Annotated in this window: 13 protein-coding genes and 1 pseudogene; 8 read left to right on the forward strand and 6 right to left on the reverse strand. The window is 72.4% G+C overall.

All coding sequences use genetic code 11. The features are described from left to right. Window positions 1-17 precede the first annotated feature (17 nt). The 5 genes from gcvT to ACIA8O_RS29140 all read left to right on the forward strand — a co-directional run bounded on the left by gcvT (window position 18) and on the right by ACIA8O_RS29140 (window position 5,385). Complete coding sequence (gene gcvT / locus ACIA8O_RS29120) at window positions 18-1,127, forward strand: glycine cleavage system aminomethyltransferase GcvT (RefSeq protein WP_396296954.1); 1,110 nt, start codon at window positions 18-20, stop codon at window positions 1,125-1,127. An 81-nt stretch (window positions 1,128-1,208) separates the two neighbouring features. Further along, on the forward strand, window positions 1,209-1,586 hold the full coding sequence (gcvH, locus tag ACIA8O_RS29125; RefSeq protein ID WP_396296955.1) for a glycine cleavage system protein GcvH: 378 nt from the start codon (window positions 1,209-1,211) through the stop codon (window positions 1,584-1,586). 87 nt (window positions 1,587-1,673) lie between these two features. Further along, window positions 1,674-2,939 (forward strand): serine hydroxymethyltransferase, encoded by a 1,266-nt coding sequence (gene glyA, locus ACIA8O_RS29130; protein ID WP_396296956.1) that lies wholly within the window; start codon window positions 1,674-1,676, stop codon window positions 2,937-2,939. A gap of 127 nt (window positions 2,940-3,066) precedes the next feature. Further along, window positions 3,067-4,434 carry an L-serine ammonia-lyase gene (locus tag ACIA8O_RS29135; RefSeq protein WP_396296957.1) on the forward strand — a complete coding sequence of 456 codons (1,368 nt, stop codon included), beginning with the start codon at window positions 3,067-3,069 and terminating at the stop codon, window positions 4,432-4,434. 87 nt (window positions 4,435-4,521) lie between these two features. After that, window positions 4,522-5,385: a helix-turn-helix domain-containing protein gene (locus ACIA8O_RS29140; protein WP_396296958.1), complete on the forward strand. Its 864-nt coding sequence runs from the start codon at window positions 4,522-4,524 to the stop codon at window positions 5,383-5,385. A 209-nt stretch (window positions 5,386-5,594) separates the two neighbouring features. Here the strand turns inward: ACIA8O_RS29140 and ACIA8O_RS29145 are convergent, their stop codons facing one another. From ACIA8O_RS29145 to ACIA8O_RS29160, 4 genes are all read right to left on the reverse strand, one after another. Further along, window positions 5,595-6,098, reverse strand: coding sequence for a DinB family protein (locus tag ACIA8O_RS29145; protein WP_396296959.1), 504 nt, complete (start codon window positions 6,096-6,098; stop codon window positions 5,595-5,597). Window positions 6,099-6,360: 262 nt separating this feature from the next. Next, entirely contained in the window at window positions 6,361-6,774 is a 414-nt protein-coding gene (locus ACIA8O_RS29150) for an ATP-binding protein (protein ID WP_396296960.1), read from the reverse strand. Between the two features lie 311 nt (window positions 6,775-7,085). Continuing rightward, entirely contained in the window at window positions 7,086-8,375 is a 1,290-nt protein-coding gene (locus tag ACIA8O_RS29155) for an Ig-like domain-containing protein (RefSeq protein ID WP_396296961.1), read from the reverse strand. A gap of 133 nt (window positions 8,376-8,508) precedes the next feature. After that, on the reverse strand, window positions 8,509-9,705 hold the full coding sequence (locus ACIA8O_RS29160; RefSeq protein ID WP_396296962.1) for an Ig-like domain-containing protein: 1,197 nt from the start codon (window positions 9,703-9,705) through the stop codon (window positions 8,509-8,511). A gap of 220 nt (window positions 9,706-9,925) precedes the next feature. Between ACIA8O_RS29160 and glgX the strand changes: the two genes are divergently transcribed. After that, window positions 9,926-12,121, forward strand: coding sequence for a glycogen debranching protein GlgX (gene glgX, locus ACIA8O_RS29165; protein WP_396296963.1), 2,196 nt, complete (start codon window positions 9,926-9,928; stop codon window positions 12,119-12,121). On the opposite strand, the gene ACIA8O_RS29170 is transcribed toward glgX, so the two are convergent. Together ACIA8O_RS29170 and ACIA8O_RS29175 are read right to left on the reverse strand one after the other, a co-directional pair. After that, entirely contained in the window at window positions 12,122-13,309 is a 1,188-nt protein-coding gene (locus ACIA8O_RS29170; RefSeq protein WP_396296964.1) for a family 2 encapsulin nanocompartment cargo protein terpene cyclase, read from the reverse strand. It lies immediately after the preceding gene. Window positions 13,310-13,320: 11 nt separating this feature from the next. Continuing rightward, window positions 13,321-13,590: pseudogene (locus ACIA8O_RS29175) on the reverse strand (Crp/Fnr family transcriptional regulator); the annotation flags it as partial. Window positions 13,591-13,999: 409 nt separating this feature from the next. On the opposite strand from ACIA8O_RS29175, the gene ACIA8O_RS29180 reads away from it, so the two are divergent. Both ACIA8O_RS29180 and ACIA8O_RS29185 read left to right on the forward strand, forming a co-directional pair. After that, window positions 14,000-15,865: an ABC transporter ATP-binding protein gene (locus ACIA8O_RS29180; protein ID WP_396296965.1), complete on the forward strand. Its 1,866-nt coding sequence runs from the start codon at window positions 14,000-14,002 to the stop codon at window positions 15,863-15,865. Next, entirely contained in the window at window positions 15,862-17,697 is a 1,836-nt protein-coding gene (locus ACIA8O_RS29185; RefSeq protein ID WP_396296966.1) for an ABC transporter ATP-binding protein, read from the forward strand. The genes ACIA8O_RS29180 and ACIA8O_RS29185 overlap by 4 nt, the downstream gene beginning before the upstream one ends. The last annotated feature ends 43 nt before the right edge of the window (window positions 17,698-17,740 follow it).

Genomic DNA, 17,740 nt, shown 5'->3' on the forward strand with positions numbered 1-17,740 from the left:
CAAGGAGTCCCGTCGCCATGTCCCCTCGCCTGACCGCGCTCGACGCACTGCACCGCTCCCTCGGTGCCACCATGACCGACTTCGCCGGCTGGGACATGCCGCTGCGCTACGGCAGCGAGCGCGAGGAGCACCTCGCCGTCCGCACCAAGGCCGGCCTCTTCGACCTCTCGCACATGGGCGAGATCACCGTGACCGGCCCGCAGGCCGGCGAGCTGCTCGACTACGCGCTGGTCGGCCACATCTCCGCGCTCGGCGTGCTGCGCGCCCGCTACACCATGATCTGCCGCGAGGACGGCGGCATCCTGGACGACCTGATCGTCTACCGGACCGGCGAGTCCGAGTACATGGTGGTGGCCAACGCCTCCAACGCCCAGGTCGTGCTGGACGCGCTGACCGAGCGCGCGGCCGGCTTCGACGCCGAGGTCCGCGACGACCGGGACGCCTACGCGCTGCTCGCGGTCCAGGGCCCGGAGGCCAACGGCATCCTCGCCTCCGTCACCGACGCCGACCTGCCCGGCCTCAAGTACTACGCCCTGCTGCCCGCCACCGTCGCGGGCAAGGAGGTCTGGCTGGCCCGCACCGGCTACACCGGTGAGGACGGCTTCGAGGTCTTCTGCGCCCCGGCCGACGCCGAGCACCTGTGGAACGCGCTGACCGAGGCCGGCGCCGACGCGGGCCTGGTGCCCTGCGGCCTCTCCTGCCGCGACACGCTGCGCCTGGAGGCCGGCATGCCGCTGTACGGCCACGAGCTCTCCACCGAGCTGACCCCCTTCGACGCCGGCCTCGGCCGCGTGGTGAAGTTCGAGAAGGAGGGCGACTTCGTCGGCCGCAAGGCCCTGGAGGCCGCCGCGGTGCAGGCCGAGTCCAACCCGCCGCGCAAGCTGGTCGGCCTGGTCTCGGACGGCAAGCGCGTCCCGCGCGCCGAGTACGCGGTCGTCAGCGCGGACGGCACCCCGATCGGGCGGATCACCTCCGGCGCCCCCTCCCCCACCCTGGGCAAGCCGATCGCCATCGCCTACGTGGACGCGGCGCACGCCGCCCCCGGCAGCGCGGTCGCGGTCGACGTGCGCGGCAAGCACGAGCCGGTCGAGGTCGTGGCGCTGCCGTTCTACAAGCGCGCCCGCTGACCCCTCGTCACCTTTCGAAACCCCCGGTCCGCTCAGCGGACGGCTTCGCCCTACCCTCTTGCGATCCTGGAGAATGACGTCATGAGCAACCCCACGAACCTGCAGTACACCGAGGAGCACGAGTGGCTGACCACCGCCGAGAGCGGTGCGGTCGCGACGGTCGGCATCACCAAGCACGCCGCCGACGCCCTGGGTGACATCGTCTACGTCCAGCTGCCCGAGGTCGGCGACGAGATCACCGCCGGTGAGTCCTGTGGCGAGCTCGAGTCCACCAAGTCGGTCAGCGACCTGTTCTCGCCCGTCACCGGCACGGTGACCGAGATCAACCAGGCCGTCATCGACGACCCGGCCTCGGTCAACAGCGACCCGTTCGGCGACGCCTGGCTGTTCAAGGTCGAGGTTGCCGAGACCGGCAAGCTGCTGACCGCTGCGGAGTACGACGCCTTCATCGGCGCCTGACCCACTGGTAGACGAGGTGACGGCCGCAGCGCGGCGGCCGTCACCCTCCCGGTCCACTGCCCGCACCGCCTTACGGGAAGACCCAACATGACTGTCCTGAACCAGTCCCTGCACGCGCTCGACCCGGAGATCGCCGCCGCGGTCGACGCCGAGCTGCACCGCCAGCAGACCACCCTCGAGATGATCGCCTCCGAGAACTTCGCGCCCGTCGCGGTGATGGAGGCCCAGGGTTCGGTCCTGACCAACAAGTACGCCGAGGGCTACCCCGGCCGTCGCTACTACGGCGGCTGCGAGCACGTCGACGTGGCCGAGCAGATCGCGATCGACCGGGTAAAGGAGCTGTTCGGGGCCGAGTACGCCAACGTCCAGCCGCACTCGGGCGCCTCCGCCAACCAGGCCGCGCTGTTCGCCATCGCCCAGCCCGGCGACACCATCCTGGGCCTGGACCTGGCGCACGGCGGCCACCTGACCCACGGCATGCGGCTGAACTTCTCCGGCAAGCAGTTCAACGTGGTCGCGTACCACGTGGACGACGCCGGCCTGGTCGACATGGCCGAGGTCGAGCGCCTGGCCAAGGAGCACCGCCCCAAGGTCATCATCGCGGGCTGGTCCGCCTACCCGCGCCAGCTGGACTTCGCCGAGTTCCGCCGGATCGCCGACGAGGTCGAGGCGTACCTCTGGGTCGACATGGCCCACTTCGCCGGCCTGGTCGCCGCCGGTCTGCACCCGAACCCGGTGCCGTACGCGGACGTGGTCACCTCCACCACGCACAAGACCCTGGGCGGCCCGCGCGGCGGCATCATCCTGGCCAAGCAGGACTTCGCCAAGAAGCTCAACTCCTCGGTCTTCCCCGGCTTCCAGGGCGGCCCGCTGGAGCACGTGATCGCGGCCAAGGCGGTCTCCTTCAAGGTCGCCGCCTCGGACGACTTCAAGGACCGTCAGCAGCGCACCCTGGAGGGCGCGAAGGCGCTCGCCGCGCGCCTGCTCCAGGACGACGCCAAGGCGGCCGGGGTCTCCGTGCTCTCCGGCGGCACCGACGTCCACCTGGTCCTGGTCGACCTGCGCAACAGCGCGCTCGACGGCCAGCAGGCCGAGGACCGCCTGCACGAGGTCGGCATCACGGTGAACCGCAACGCCGTCCCGAACGACCCGCGCCCGCCGATGGTCACCTCCGGCCTGCGGATCGGCACCCCGGCCCTGGCCACCCGCGGCTTCCAGGCCGACGACTTCCGCGAGGTCGCGGACATCATCGCCGAGACCCTGCTGCCCTCCTTCGACGAGGCCAAGGCCGAGTCGCTGAAGGCCCGGGTCACCGCGCTGGCCGTGAAGTACCCGCTCTACCCGGAGCTGTAGTCCGAAGGTGGCCCGACGGCCACCCGTCTTTTCCGGGGCACCGCGCACACTGGAAACGTGGCGCGCGGTGCCCCGTGCCATGCCTGCCCCCGTTCCACCCACGAGACCAGACAAGGACGTCACCTCCGTGGCCATCAGCGTCTTCGACCTCTTCTCCATCGGTATCGGCCCCTCCAGCTCGCACACCGTCGGACCGATGCGCGCGGCCCGGATGTTCGCCCGCCGCCTCAAGTCCGAGAGCCTGCTCGCCCAGACCGTCTCCGTCCGGGCCGAGCTCTTCGGCTCGCTCGGCGCCACCGGCCACGGCCACGGCACCCCGAAGGCCGTCCTGCTCGGCCTGGAGGGCAACTCGCCCCGCACGGTCAACGTGGACCAGGCCGACCTGGACGTGGACCGGATCAAGGCCGAGAAGCGCCTGCACCTGCTCGGTGTCCAGGACATCGCCTTCGACCCGGACACCCAGCTGGTCCTGCACCGCCGCAAGGCCCTCCCGTACCACGCCAACGGCATGACCCTCTGGGCCTTCGACGCCGAGGGCGCCACCCTGCTGGAGAAGACCTACTACTCCGTCGGCGGCGGCTTCGTGGTGGACGAGGACGCGATCGGCGCCGACCGCGTCGTCCCGGACGACACCGCGCTGCGCTACCCCTTCCGCACCGGCGAGGAGCTGCTCCGCCTCACCCGGGAGACCGGCCTGTCGATCTCCGGCCTGATGCTGGAGAACGAGAAGGCCTGGCGCTCCGAGGCCGAGATCCGGGCCGGGCTGCTGGAGATCTGGCGGGTCATGCAGGAGTGCGTCTCGGCCGGCATGAACCGCGAGGGCATCCTGCCGGGCGGCCTGAAGGTCCGCCGCCGGGCCGCCTCCGGCGCCCGCGCGCTGCGCGCCGAGGGCATCGGCCCGGCCAACGCGATGGAGTGGGTCACCCTCTACGCGATGGCCGTCAACGAGGAGAACGCCTCCGGCCAGCGGGTCGTCACCGCCCCGACCAACGGCGCCGCCGGGATCATCCCGGCCGTCCTGCACTACTACCTCAACTTCATCCCGGGCGCCGACGACGACGGCATCGTCCGCTTCCTGCTCGCCGCCGGGGCGATCGGCATGCTCTTCAAGGAGAACGCCTCCATCTCCGGCGCCGAGGTCGGCTGCCAGGGCGAGGTCGGCTCGGCCTGCTCGATGGCGGCCGGCGGTCTGGCCGAGGTGCTCGGCGGCTCCCCCGAGCAGGTGGAGAACGCGGCCGAGATCGGCATCGAGCACAACCTCGGCCTCACCTGCGACCCGGTCGGCGGCCTGGTCCAGATCCCCTGCATCGAGCGCAACGGCATGGCCTCCGTGAAGGCCGTCACGGCCGCCCGGATGGCGCTGCGCGGCGACGGCCGCCACCACGTCTCCCTCGACAAGGCGATCAAGACCATGAAGGAGACCGGCGCAGACATGAAGATCAAGTACAAGGAGACCTCGCGCGGCGGCCTCGCCGTGAACGTCATCGAGTGCTGACCTCGAACTGACCGGAACGGGCACGGACTGTCGGGTCCGGGCCCGTTCCGCTTTTCTACGGTGGAGGCATCAGGGAAGGAGACCCGGGTGCTGGACGGCCTCAACCGCGCGTTGGAGCACATCGAGGAGCAGCCCGAACTGCCGCTCGACGTGCCGGAGTTGGCGCGGATCGCGATGACCTCGGAGTACCACTTCCGGCGGCTGTTCTCGGCGCTGGCGGGCATGCCGCTCTCGGAGTACGTGCGGCGCCGGCGGCTGACGCTGGCCGGGGCCGAGGTGCTGGCCGGGGAGCGGACGCTGCTGGAGGTCGCGGTCCGGTACGGGTACGGCTCGGGCGAGGCGTTCGCGCGCGCGTTCCGGGCGGTGCACGGGGTGGGGCCGGGCGAGGCCCGGCGCCGCGGGGCCGAACTCACGGCCCAGCCCCGGCTCTCCTTCCGACTCGTCGTCGAAGGGAGCAGCAGCATGCGGTACCGGATCGTGCACAAGCCCGAGTTCACCCTGGTGGGGCGGATGGCCCGGGTGCCCCTGGTGCACCGCGGGGAGAACCCGCACATCGCCGAGTTCCTGCGCGGCGTCGGCCGGGCCGAGCTGGAGCGGATCGCCGGGCTGGCGGCGGCCGGGGCGGAGCCGGCCGGGATGCTCTCGGTCTGCGACGGCCTGGACCCGAGCCGGGCCGAGGGGACCGAACTCGACTACTACCAGGCGGTGGTGGCGCCGGCCCCGGTGCCGGAGGGGCTGGACACCCTGGTGGTCCCGGCCGGCGAGTGGGGCGTCTTCGAGACCTCCGGGCCCTTCCCGCAAGCCCTCCAGGAGCTCTGGCGGGACGTCTTCACCCAGTGGTTCCCGTCCGGCCCCTACCGCAGCCGCCCGGGCCCCGAGCTGCTCGCGCTCGGGTCCTTCCCGGACGGCTCGGACACCACGGCCCAGCTCTGGATCCCGGTGGAGCGCTGATGCCCTGACGGACGGGCCGACCGGCGATCGGGGGCCGGGTGAAGGAGCGGCGTTGGGGTGCGTGTCTCGGCGGCGCCGAGGAGGGAGTCCATGCGGAGCATCGGCGACCGACGAGAAGCCGGCGAAGGGCCCCTCCTGCCCGTCGGCGGGCAAGGAGGGCGCGTGCCCCGGCGGCGCGACGCCGGTCCCCGATCGCCGGTCGGCCCAAGTCAGTCGCCGGTGGTGCCGTCGGCGATCTCGCGCAGCAGGTCCAGGTGGCCGTTGTGGCGGGAGATCTCCTCGACCAGGTGGAAGAGGATCCAGCGGAGGTTGACCCGGGTGCCGCTGCGGACGGTGCCGACGGCCCAGGTGTCGAGGTCGAGCCCGGCCACCTGCTCGCGGTGGCGCTCGATCTCCTCCTGGTACTCGGCCACCAGGGTGGCGATCGGCACCTCGGCGCCGATCCGCATCTCCCCGTCCGGGTCGTCCTGGGTCCACGGCCCCCGGTCCTCGCCGCCGAGCAGCACCACGTCGAACCACCAGTGCTCCACCCAGCGCAGGTGGCTGATCAGCCCGCCCAGGGTCATCAGCGGGGACCCGGGCAGCGGCGCCTTCCCGGCGTCCGCCGGGTCCAGCGCTTCGACCTTGGCCAACGCGGTGGCCCGGGCGTAGTCGAGGAAGGTGAGCAGCGTGGTGCGCTCGTCCAGGGTCTGGGGCATATCGGTTCGAGTCATCGCGCCGCATCATGGCGGAGGCCGGACGCGGTGTCGACTGAATAATCAAAGGACAGTGGGCGAATCCATGCGATTAGCGAAGGTGAAGTAGCTTACAAACCTTTCGTTCGATTTTGCCCACATCCTGAGACCGTGCGATAGTCGTTCCATCGACACCCGCGCGGCACGCACCCCCTTGGCCGGCGCGGTGACATCTGCAGGGGCCCCCGCGCCGCACCACGGCCACCCGGGGGCCCCGCACTGTTTTCCGGGCCCTCCGGCGCTACGTGCGCTCGCGGATCTTGAGTTCGAACCAGACGCCCTTGCCCCGCGGCAGCAGGTCGGCGCCCCAGCGCTCGGCCAGGGTGTTGACCAGGAGCATGCCGTGGCCGGTCTCGCTGCCGGGCTCGGCGAGGACCAGGCAGGGGAGCGCGCGGGAGGAGTCGCGGACCTCGACGCGGAGCCAGCCGGGGCGGCGGGTGAGGCGCAGGCCGATGGTGCGGCCGCCGGTGTGGCGGACGGCGTTGGCCATCAGCTCGCCGGTCAGCAGTTCGCCGACTTCCAGTAACTGGTGGAGCCGCCAGCCCTGCAGGACGGTGAGGACCACCCGCCGGGCCGTGCCGACGAGTTCGGGGCGGGAGGGCAGGAACACCTCCTCCTCGGCGGCGACTTGGGCGCAGAGTCGGCCGAAGTGCACGCGCTCGACCTCCTGCGGGCTGAGTCGTTCCAGAGTCTCCAGGGCGAGCACCCCACCTTCCGCGATGTCCGACGGGCCGTCAGCAGTCGCTCCGGCTGCCGGAAGTGATGCCCACTCTGCTTCGCCCCATCCCGCCATGCGCCAATCATTGCGGACTGCGAGCGCCCGCGTACTGACAATGAGTAAACGATCACTATTCAACTGGCATATGACAACCGCGCCGCGCCCGCGACTCGCACAGCAGAACGGCCCGGACCCCCGAAAAGGGGTCCGGGCCGAACAGTTGAGCCCATTTCCGGTGCTCCGGAGGCCTACCAGGCGCTCCACGGCATGGTCCAGCCGCTGAGGCCGTTGTCACCCGCGACCGTCTTGCCCTTGGCGTTCTGGATCTTCACCACGTCGCCGACGATCGAGTCGTTGAAGAACTTGCCGGCCGTGGATCCCTCGCTGCCGCCCTTGGCGTCCTCCAGGCCGATGCAGCCGTGGCTGGCGTTGTACTTGCCGAAGGCCTTGCCCCAGTAGTTGCCGTGCACGTAGGTGCCGGTGTTGGTCAGCCGCATGGCGTGCGGGACGTCGGAGATGTCGTACTCCGAGCCCTTGATGTTGGCGACGGTGGCCGAGTTCATCCGGGTGACCTTCTCCCGGCTGGAGATGACCATCGTGCCGTTCCAGGACGGGTTCTGGTCGTCCCCGGCGGTGATCGGGATGGTCTTGGAGACCTTGCCGTCCCGCTTCACCGTCATCTGGTGGGTGGCCGCGTCGACCACGCTGATCTGCTCCCGGCCGATGGTGAACGGCTCGTCCCGGTCCACGTCGCCGAAGACGCCGGGCGAGACCTCGACGTTCTTCAGCCGGTACTTGATGGTCACCTTGGTGCCCGGCTTCCAGAAGTTCTCCGGGCGGAAGTCCAGCCGCTGGGTGCCGAACCAGTGGCCCTTGACCACGGTGCCGTTGCCGGTCTCGAAGGTGATGCCCTTGACCACGGCCTCCTTGTTCTTCACCGGCTTGGAGAAGTTGACCGAGACGATCATCCCGACGCCGTAGGTGCCGCCGTCCGAGATGTTGTCGTTGCTGGAGACCAGCTTGGCCGGGGTCAGCGTGGTGAAGCTGGAGGTGGTCGCGGAGACCAGGCCGTCGGAGTCCTTGGCCTGGGCGCTCACCTGGTAGACCATGCCGACCTTGAGCGGGCCGTCGGGCTTCCAGCTCTTGCCGTCGGCGGCGGTCTTGCCGGGCACCGCCTTGCCGTTCTTGTCCGTCACCTCGACCGAGGTCAGGGTGCCCTGGGCCACCGCGACGTTCAGCGCCTCGTTCGGGTTGACGTCCTGGGAGCCGTCCTTGGGGGTGACGGTGAGCACCGCGGCGGAGTTCTTCGGCGCGCTCTCGGCGGGGCCGGAGGCGGCCCCCGAGGGCTGGCCGGAGCCGCCGCCGCTGCCGGAGCCGGTCGAACCGTCCGTGCTCGCGGCCTGCCCGCCGGAGCCCCCCGAGCCGGACGACGAGCCGGTGGAGCCGCCGCAGGCGGCCGTCAGCAGCAGCGCGCCTCCGACCAGCACCGCCACGGCTGCCCGTCGGCCTCTGACTATCGCGGCGTCAGCCGCCTGCACCGGCTTCACTCCTGCGCTCCCCTTCGGATGTCCACGCTCTCTACACGCTCCGGCCGGGGTTTCGGTTTCACCCGGGCCGGGTCGTGGCTCGCGAAGGATATCCAGGGGGTTCCGGTGAACGTTCGGCGGGAGGTCAGTGGACGCCGAGCGCGCTGCCCGCCCGCCACTGGTCCCAGCTGAGGTTCCAGCCGTTCAGGCCGTTGTCGGCCGGCACCCGGTCCCCCTGCCGGCCGCGCACCTCGATCACGTCGCCCACGGTGGACTGCTCGAAGAACCAGCCGGCCGGGGAGGTGTCCGAGCCGCCCTTGACGTCGGCCAGGCCGATGCAGCCGTGGCTGGTGTTGGCGGTGCCGAAGACGTCCCTGGAGGCCCAGTAGTTGCCGTGCACGAAGGTGCCGGAGGAGGTCAGCCGCATCGCGTGCGGCACGTCCTTGATGTCGTACTCGTCGCCCAGGCCGACGGTCTGCGAGTTCATCCGGGTGACGGGGAACTTCTCCGAGATCACCATGGCGCCCAGGTAGGTGGAGAACTCCGGGCTGCCGCCGGAGACCTTCAGGGTGCGCAGCACCCGCCCGTCCTGACGGACCGTCATGGTGTGCGCGTCCAGGTCGACGGTGGAGACCACCGAGCGGCCGACGGTGAAGTGCACGTCCTTGGACTGGGTCCCGTAGTCCCCCGGGGCCCCCTGCACGTCCTTCAGGCGCAGCGAGAGGGTCACCTTGGTGCCGGCCGCCCAGTACTTCTCCGGGCGCAGGTCGAGCCGCCGGCCGCCGAACCAGTGCGCGGCCACCGGCACCGGCGGGTCGGCGGTGACCGAGACCGCCCGCTCCACCGCGGCCCGGTCGGTGATCGGGCGGCTGAAGCGGAGCGAGACGGGCATCCCGACGCCGACGGTGGAGCCGTCCTCGGGGGTGAAGAAGGCGGCGAAGGTGTGGTCGGGGGCCAGCGTCGCGAAGGCCACGTGCTGGGCCGCCTTCAGCCCCTCCCGGTCCTCGGCCACCGTGTCCAGGGTGTACGCGGTGGCCAGCGCGAGCCGCCCCTCCGGGGTCCAGGCGCCGTCCGGGCCGATCCTCCCCGGCACCTCGGTGCCCTTCCGGTCGGCCAACCGGACCGAGACCAGCCTGCCCTGGGCCGCCGTCACCTTGACCGGCCCCTCGGCCGGGACCTCCTGCGCCCCGTCGGCCGGGGTGCTGGTGATCACCGCCCGGGAGACCGCCGGGCTGGCCTGCGCGGAGGCGGTGTCCGTGCTCGGCGCCTCCTGCCGCCCGCTGGTGCAGGCGCTGAGCAGACAGAGCCCGACCGCCACCACGACCGCCACCCGGGAGCGCATGCCGTTCCTCCGTACCCACCTGTGCCGTCAACAACCGTCCGGCATAACGACCCTGGTCCCGCCCGGACACGTGGGAGCGGATTCGCGCAGGAGACGTCGGAAGGCATCGGCACACGACAGAATCGTTCGCGACACGATCCGTCACGTGACAGCGACAGCCGATCAGGGAACAAGAGCTAGGCGGGGCCCGGGACGTCCCGCGCTGGGAGAGGTGCGGCCGATGACGGCTTGGCAGCGGCGGGAACGGGCGGAACACGGCGCGATCGACCCCGCGGTGCCCTGGCCCGGCAGCTGGCAACCGCTCGGCGCGCGGTTCCGGACCGACCAGGACGGCAGCCGGGGCACCAACTTCGCGCTCTGGGCGCCGGACGCCGAGGCGGTCGAGCTCTGCCTGTTCGCCGAGGACGGCACCGAGACCAGGCACCCGCTCACCGAGCGGACCTTCCAGACCTGGCACGGCTACCTGCCCGGGGTGCTGCCCGGCACCCGCTACGGCTACCGGGTGCACGGCCGCTGGGACCCGTGGACCGGCGCCCGGTGGAATCCGGCCAAACTCCTCCTCGACCCGTACGCCCGTGCGGTGGACGGGAGTTACACCGCGCACGACGCGGTCTGCGCCGCCGTCCGGGGCTGGCCCGAGCAGGACGTGGCCGACACCGTCCGGGACAACCGGGACTCCGCGCCGTACGTGCCCAAGGCGGTGGTGGTCCACGACGACGACGACTGGTACGACGACCAGCGCCCGAAGACCCCGTGGGCCGAGACCGTGCTGTACGAGCTGCACGTGCGCGGCTTCACCATGAAGCACCCCGGCGTGCCGCGCGAACTCCGGGGCACCTACGCCGGCCTGGCCCACCCGGCGGCCATCGGCCACCTGGTCGACCTCGGCGTCACCGCGGTCGAGCTGCTGCCGGTGCACCAGTACGCCGACGAGGACCACCTCCAGCAGCGCGGGCTGACCAACTACTGGGGCTACAACACCCTCGGCTTCTTCGCCCCGCACGCCGGCTACGCCGCCACCGGCAGCCGGGGCCAGCAGGTCGGCGAGTTCAAGCGGATGGTCCGGGCGCTGCACGCGGCCGGCATCGAGGTGATCCTCGACGTGGTCTACAACCACACCGCCGAGAGCGGGGTGATGGGCCCCTCGCTCTCGCTGCGCGGCATCGACAACGCCGGGTACTACCGGCTGGACCGCAGCCGCCGGGGCTACGCCGACTACACCGGCTGCGGCAACACCCTGGACACCCGCCAGCCGCACACCGTCCGGCTGATCACCGACTCGCTGCGCTACTGGGTCACCGAGATGGGCGTGGACGGCTTCCGCTTCGACCTGGCCGCCGCACTGGCCCGCGGCTCGGACGGGGTGGAGATGCACCACCCCTTCCTCGGCGCGGTCTCCCAGGACCCGCTGCTCAGCCGGGTGAAGCTGATCGCCGAGCCCTGGGACGTCGGCCCCGGCGGCTACCAGGTCGGCGGCTTCCCGCCGCTCTGGGCCGAGTGGAACGACAAGTACCGGGACGCCGTGCGGGACTTCTGGCGCGGTGCCCGGCTGGACGTGCGCGAGCTGGGCTACCGGCTCTCCGGCTCCTCCGACCTCTACCAGCGCGGCGGCCGCCGCCCGTACGCCTCGGTCAACTTCGTCACCGCGCACGACGGCTTCACCCTGCGCGACCTGGTCTCCTACGACCGCAAGCACAACGAGGCCAACGGCGAGGAGAACCGGGACGGCACCGACGACAACCGGTCCTGGAACTGCGGCGTGGAGGGCGAGACCACCGACCCGGCCGTCCGCGAGCTGAGGCTGCGTCAGCTCCGGAACCTGATGAGCACCCTGCTGCTCTCCACCGGCGTCCCGATGATCACCGCCGGGGACGAGCTGGGCCGCACCCAGGGCGGCAACAACAACGCCTACTGCCAGGACAACGGGACCAGCTGGCTGGACTGGTCCCTGCTGGCCCGGCCCGAGTGGCGCGAACTCACCGAGCTCACCGGCCGGTTGATCCGGCTGCGGCGCAGACACCCGGTGCTGCGCCAGCGCGCCTTCTTCTCCGGCCGGGCCGCGGCCCCGGGCGGGCAGCGGGACCTGGTCTGGTTCAACGCGCGCGGCAAGGAGATGACCGAGGGCGACTGGTACGCCCCCGAGGGGGTGCTCGGGATGCTGCTCTCCGGCTCCGCGATGTCCGAACGGGACGAGCACGGCTGCGAGTTGACCGACGACAGCTTCCTGCTGCTGCTCAACGGCGGCTCGGTCGACGTCACCTTCGCACTGCCCGGCGACCCCTGGCCCTGCCGGTACGAGACGGTGGTGGACACCGCCCGCCCCGGGGCCGAGGACCCGGGGCGGGGCGGGTCCGTCACGCTGGCCGCCCGCTCGCTGGTGCTGCTGCGGGCGCCGGCCGGCGGACGCGGTGCCTGATCAGTCCTCCCGGTACTTCGGGCTGGTGCGGTGCCACTCGTGGTTCCCGCCCAGCCAGGCGTACACGCCGGCCAGGTACCGGGCGAGGGCCGGGGAGCCGGCCGGGAGGAGCGCGGCGGCCTCGGCCTCGAAGGTGCGCACCAGTTCGTCGTGCACCTCGACGCTGCGCCGCACCGCCTCCTCCAGCGAGCAGCCGTCCTCGGCGGCGATCAGGGTGGGCAGGTTGAAGTCGAGCGTGCCGGAGCGGCTCTCCTTCGCCATCGAGTAGAGGTCGTTGACCAGCACGCTGGCCAGCGAGGCGGTGGTGACCGCCCGGCGGATCCGGGGGTCGGCGTACTCGGCGGCGGGCAGCTGGTAGCCGCCGACCGGGTCGATCAGGGCGATGCAGGGCAGGAAGCTGTTCGGCTGACGGTTCACCAGGTACTGCCAGACGGGCGGGAGTTCACCGGCCATCCGCCAGGCCGCCTCGGCCCCGAAGGCCACGAAGATGGCCGCCAGCTCGTGCTTGAGCCGGGCCACCTGCTGCGGGGTGGCGTACCGGGCGAGGTGCTCCAGCGCGGTGCGCAGCGCGACCAGCACCGGGTCCTCCCGCATGCCGCGCTCCAGCCGGGGCGCGTACCGCAGCGGCAGGTGGGCCGGGTCGACGGCGGCGTTGGCCAGCAGCAGCCGGGCCCCGGCCAGCTCCGGGTCGGCGCCGTCGTCCTCCTCGTCGCAGTAGTAGTCGTCCACCGCCCACTCGGCCAGCGCGCACTTGGCGGCGGCCAGCAGGCGGTCCGGGTCCTCGGTGTCGGGGTGGGTGAGCATCAGCAGCCGCCCGAAGTTCGCGGCCCGCAGCTTCTCCAGCCGGTCGGCGTAGATGCCGCAGTCGGCGGCCCAGTCCACCAGCCGCTCGTTCACCGCCTCGCCGAGCGCCGGGTCGTCCCGGACCGGGGGCGGGCAGTGCAGCGGCAGGCCCGACCGGTCACCGGCGGCCCCGGGGGCGGCCCGCGGCCGGAACGGGCGGGCGGCCGAAGTGCCGATCCCGGTCGGGCCGCCCAGCCACGGCCGGGACACCCCGCCGAGGCCGGGCGGCGGCGGGAGCAGGGACGGGACGGGGCTCGGGACGGGGCGGGCCAGGACCTCGGCGGCCAGCGCCACCAGCTCCCCGGCGGACGCCCCGGCGAGGACCCGGGCAAGGGGTGACACCATGACGGTCCTCCTCAGCTCCGGGCGCCGTGGACCTGGACGTTCTCCAGGATGCCGAGCGCGTCCGGGACCAGTACGGCGGCGGAGTGGTGGGTGCTGACCGGGTAGGAGACGATCGCCTTCTCGTCGATCCCCGTGAAGCGCAGGTTCAGCCCGGGCTCCAGCTCGTCCGGGATGCCGGTCTTCCGCAGGCCGATCACGCCCTGCTCCTCCTCGCCGACCCGCACGGCCAGGATCGAGGTGGTCCGGCCGGGGCCGATCGGGAGCTTGCCGCAGGGCAGCAGCCGGGACAGCCAGCGGGAGCTGACGTCCTGGTTCTGCGGTTCGGACTTGGTCGTGGTGGCGAGGGTGCGCGCGGCCGCCGTGCTCAGACTGAGCCGGGTTCGCGCCTGAACGGCCGCCGACTCGGAAGCCGGCTCGGTCTCCACCGTCATCGCCTGGTCCTTCCTCTCTCTCACGGAGCGTCACGCTCCCAGGTGATCGAATCGCACCGGCCGGGGGCACCCACAAGAGGCGGCCGGTGTGCGGTCTCCGCGCGGCCCGGCCCGGCCGAGCCGGGCCCTCGCGACCACGCCCGGCGCGCACCACCGCGGCCACGCGCGGCCGCCCGCGCCGGCCCCGCGGCCCGCCCCGGCACGCCCCCGCCCGCGGGTGGCCGGTTCTCACCGACAGGCCCGTAAAACCGGATGAGAAATGTCAGCGGATCGGCTTACCCTCTCGGCCGTGGCCGAGAAACAGCAGCTCAGTACCTCCGACACACCGTCACCACCCACCGCACAGGCCCCGCCGAGACGTTCCACGGTGCGCTCGCTGCTCCGCCTGTGGCCGTACGCGCGAACCGCCCGCTGGCGGATCGCCGGCTCGGTCACCGCCGCCCTGCTCGCCTCCGGCAGCGTGCTGCTGGTGCCGCTGGTGCTCCAGCGGATCGTCGACGGGCCGATCGCCCACCACGACATGGACGCGCTCTGGCCGCTGGCCGGGCTGCTCCTGCTGCTGGGCCTGGCCGAGGCCGGGCTGTTCGGCATCCGCCGGGTGATCGTGGCCCGCCCGCTGGCCGAGGTCGAGAGCGCCATGCGCGGCGACCTCTACGCCAAGCTCCAGCGGCTGCCGGTCTCCTTCCACGACCGCTGGCCGTCCGGGCAGCTGCTCTCCCGGGCCACCTCCGACATGTTCACCATGCGGCTCTTCCTGGCCTTCCCGCTGGTCTTCCTGATCGTCAACTCGCTGGTCTTCCTGACCGGTTCGGTGATGCTCTTCGTGCTGGACTGGCGGCTCGGGCTGATCATGCTGCTGCCGGCCGCCCCGCTGGTGCTGCTGACCAGCCACTTCGAGGGCCGGTACGCCGCCGCCGCGCGGCAGGCCCAGGACCAGACCGGCGACCTGGCCACCGTGATCGAGGAGTCGGTGCTCGGCATCCGCATCCTCAAGGCCTTCGGCCGCCACCGGACCATGGCCGAGCGCTTCAAGCGGCAGACCGAGGAGCTGCGCTCCACCGAGATCCGCAAGGCCGACATGCTGGCCAACCTCTGGGCGGTCATCGTCGGCCTGCCCGAGGTGGCGCTCGGCGTCGCGCTCGCGGTCGGCGCCGTCCTGGTCGCCGACGACCAGCTGACCGTCGGCACCCTGGTCGCCTTCCTCTCCATCGCGCTGGCGCTGCGCTGGCCGGTCGAGTCGCTCGGCTGGCTGCTCGCCTACGCCAACGAGGCCGCCACCGCCACCGACCGCTACTTCGAGGTGATGGACGAACCCGAGGACGACCGGGCACCCACCGGCCCGGAGCACTCCTCCGAGGACCGGGGCATCCGCTTCTCCGGCGTCCGGTTCCGCTACCCCGACGCGCCCGCCGGCTCCCCCGACCTGCTGGACGGGATCGACCTGCACGTGCGGCGCGGCGAGACGATGGCCCTGGTCGGCTCCACCGGCTCCGGCAAGACCACCCTCACCGCCCTGCTCCCCCGGCTCTACGAGACCACCGGCGGCACCGTCACCCTGGACGGCCGGGACATCCGCTCGATCCCGCTGCCGGAGCTGCGCGAACTGGTCAGCGTCGCCTTCGAGGAGCCCACCCTGTTCTCCGCCTCGGTCCGGGAGAACGTCCTGATGGGCCGTCCGGACGCCACCGAGCAGGAGCTCGCCACCGCGCTGGCCACCGCCCAGGCCGGTTTCGTCGACCGGCTGCCCGACCGCACCGCCACCGAGGTCGGCGAGCAGGGCCTCAGCCTCTCCGGCGGCCAGCGCCAGCGCCTGGCCCTGGCCCGCGCCGTGGTCGGCGGCCCCGAGTTCCTGGTGCTGGACGACCCGCTCTCCGCGCTCGACGTGCACACCGAGGCCCTGGTCGAACGGGCCCTGCGCCAGGTGCTGGCCGGGACCACCGCCCTGGTGGTCGCGCACCGCCCCAGCACCGTGCTGCTGGCCGACCGCGTCGCGGTGCTGGCCGACGGCCGGATCACCGACGTCGGCACCCACCAGGAGCTGCTGCACCGCTCCCCCGCCTACCGCGAACTGATGACCGGTCAGGCCCTGGCCGACGACGCTCAGGAACGGAGCCTCGCCCGATGACCACCACCGTGCAGAGCCCGCCCGCCGAGGCCGAGGAGGAGGTGGCGCCGCCGCCCTCCGGCGACCAGGACATCCCCGTCCCGGCCGGCGCCCCCCGCAAGCTGCTCGGCGAACTGCTCGGCCCGCACCGCCGCCGGATCGCCTTCGCCATGCTGGTCATCCTGCTCCAGCAGGCCGCCCTGCAGTCCGGCCCGCTGCTGGTCGCCGTCGCCATCGACCGCGGCGTCCCCGCCCTGCGCGACCACGACGCCGGCCCGCTGGTCGCGGTGATCGCCGCCTACCTCGGCTGCGCCGCGCTCTCCACCGTGCTGCAGCGCGCCTTCATCCGGCTCAGCGGCCGGATCAACAACGACATCCTGCTCACCCTGCGCGGCCGGATCTTCCGCCACGCCCAGCGCCTCGGCCTGGACTTCCACGAGCGCTACACCTCCGGCCGGATCATCTCCCGCGCCACCAGCGACGTGGACGCGCTGCGCGAACTGCTCGCCGAGGGCCTCCAGGAGTTGCTCACCGTCGGCCTCTCGGTCGTCTACATCTCCGCGGTGCTGGTGGTGATGGACTGGCGGCTCGGCCTGGCCGCGCTGCTCTCCTTCCTGCCGATGTACCTCACCGTCCGCTCCTTCCGCCGCCGCTCGCTCAAGGTCTACCGGCGCTCCCGGACGGCGGTCGCCTCGGTGATCGTCCGCTTCACCGAGACCATGAACGGCATCCGCCCGGTCCAGGCCTTCCGCCGCGAGGCCGCCAACCAGCGGGCCTTCGACGTGGTCAACCGGCAGTCCGCCCACGCCACCGCCGACGGCCTGCTGGAGATGGCCCGCTACGTCACCATCTCCCGCGCCACCGCCAACACCTGGATCACCGGCGTCGTCCTGCTCGGCGCCGTACTGGCCGCCGACGGCAGCCTGGAGCTCGGCGTGCTCACCGCCTTCGTGCTCTACCTGCGCCGGCTGTACGACCCGCTCGACCAGCTGGCGATGTTCCTGAACAGCTACCAGTCCGCCGCGGCCGCCCTGGAGAAGATCGCCGGCCTGCTGGCCCACGAACCCAGCGTGGCCGAACCCGCCGAGCCCCGGGCGCTGCCCGCCGGCGAGGGCAAGGGCCGCGAGGTCGCCTTCGACGGCGTCCGCTTCGCCTACCCCTCCGGTGCGGAGGTGCTGCCGCGGTTCGACCTGGTCCTCCCCGCCGGGCAGACCACCGCCGTGGTCGGCGCCACCGGCGCGGGCAAGTCCACCCTGGCCAAGCTGCTGGCCCGCTTCTACGACCCGAGCGAGGGCTCCGTCCGGCTGGACGGCGTCGACCTGCGCGACCTGCCCACCGAGGAGCTGCGCCGGGGCGTGGTGATGGTGACCCAGGAGTCCTTCCTGTTCTCCGGCACCGTCGCCGAGAACATCGCCATCGGCCGGCCCGGCGCCACCCGCGCCGAGGTCGAACGGGCCGCCCGGGAGATCGGGGCCCACGAGTTCATCGCCGCCCTGCCCGACGGCTACGACACCGACGTCCGCAAGCGCGGCGGCCGCATCTCGGCCGGCCAGCGCCAACTGGTCGCCTTCGCCCGGGCCCTGCTCGCCGACCCGGCGGTCCTCGTCCTCGACGAGGCCACCTCCTCCCTGGACGTGCCCGGCGAGCAGGCCGTCCAGCAGGCCATGCGGACCGTCCTGGCCGGACGGACGGCGGTGATCATCGCCCACCGCCTCTCCACCGTCGAGATCGCCGACCGGGTCCTCGTCCTCGACCAGGGCCGCATCGTCGAGGACGGCACCCCGGCCGCCCTGATCTCCGGCCGCGGCCACTTCGCCGACCTCCACCAGGCCTGGCGCGACAGCCTGGTCTAGGCGGAAGCGCCCCGCAGGGGCGCGAGGAACTGCGCGCAGTGGA

Origin of the sequence: Kitasatospora sp. NPDC051853, assembly GCF_044452665.1 — a bacterium.
GTDB lineage: Bacteria > Actinomycetota > Actinomycetes > Streptomycetales > Streptomycetaceae > Kitasatospora.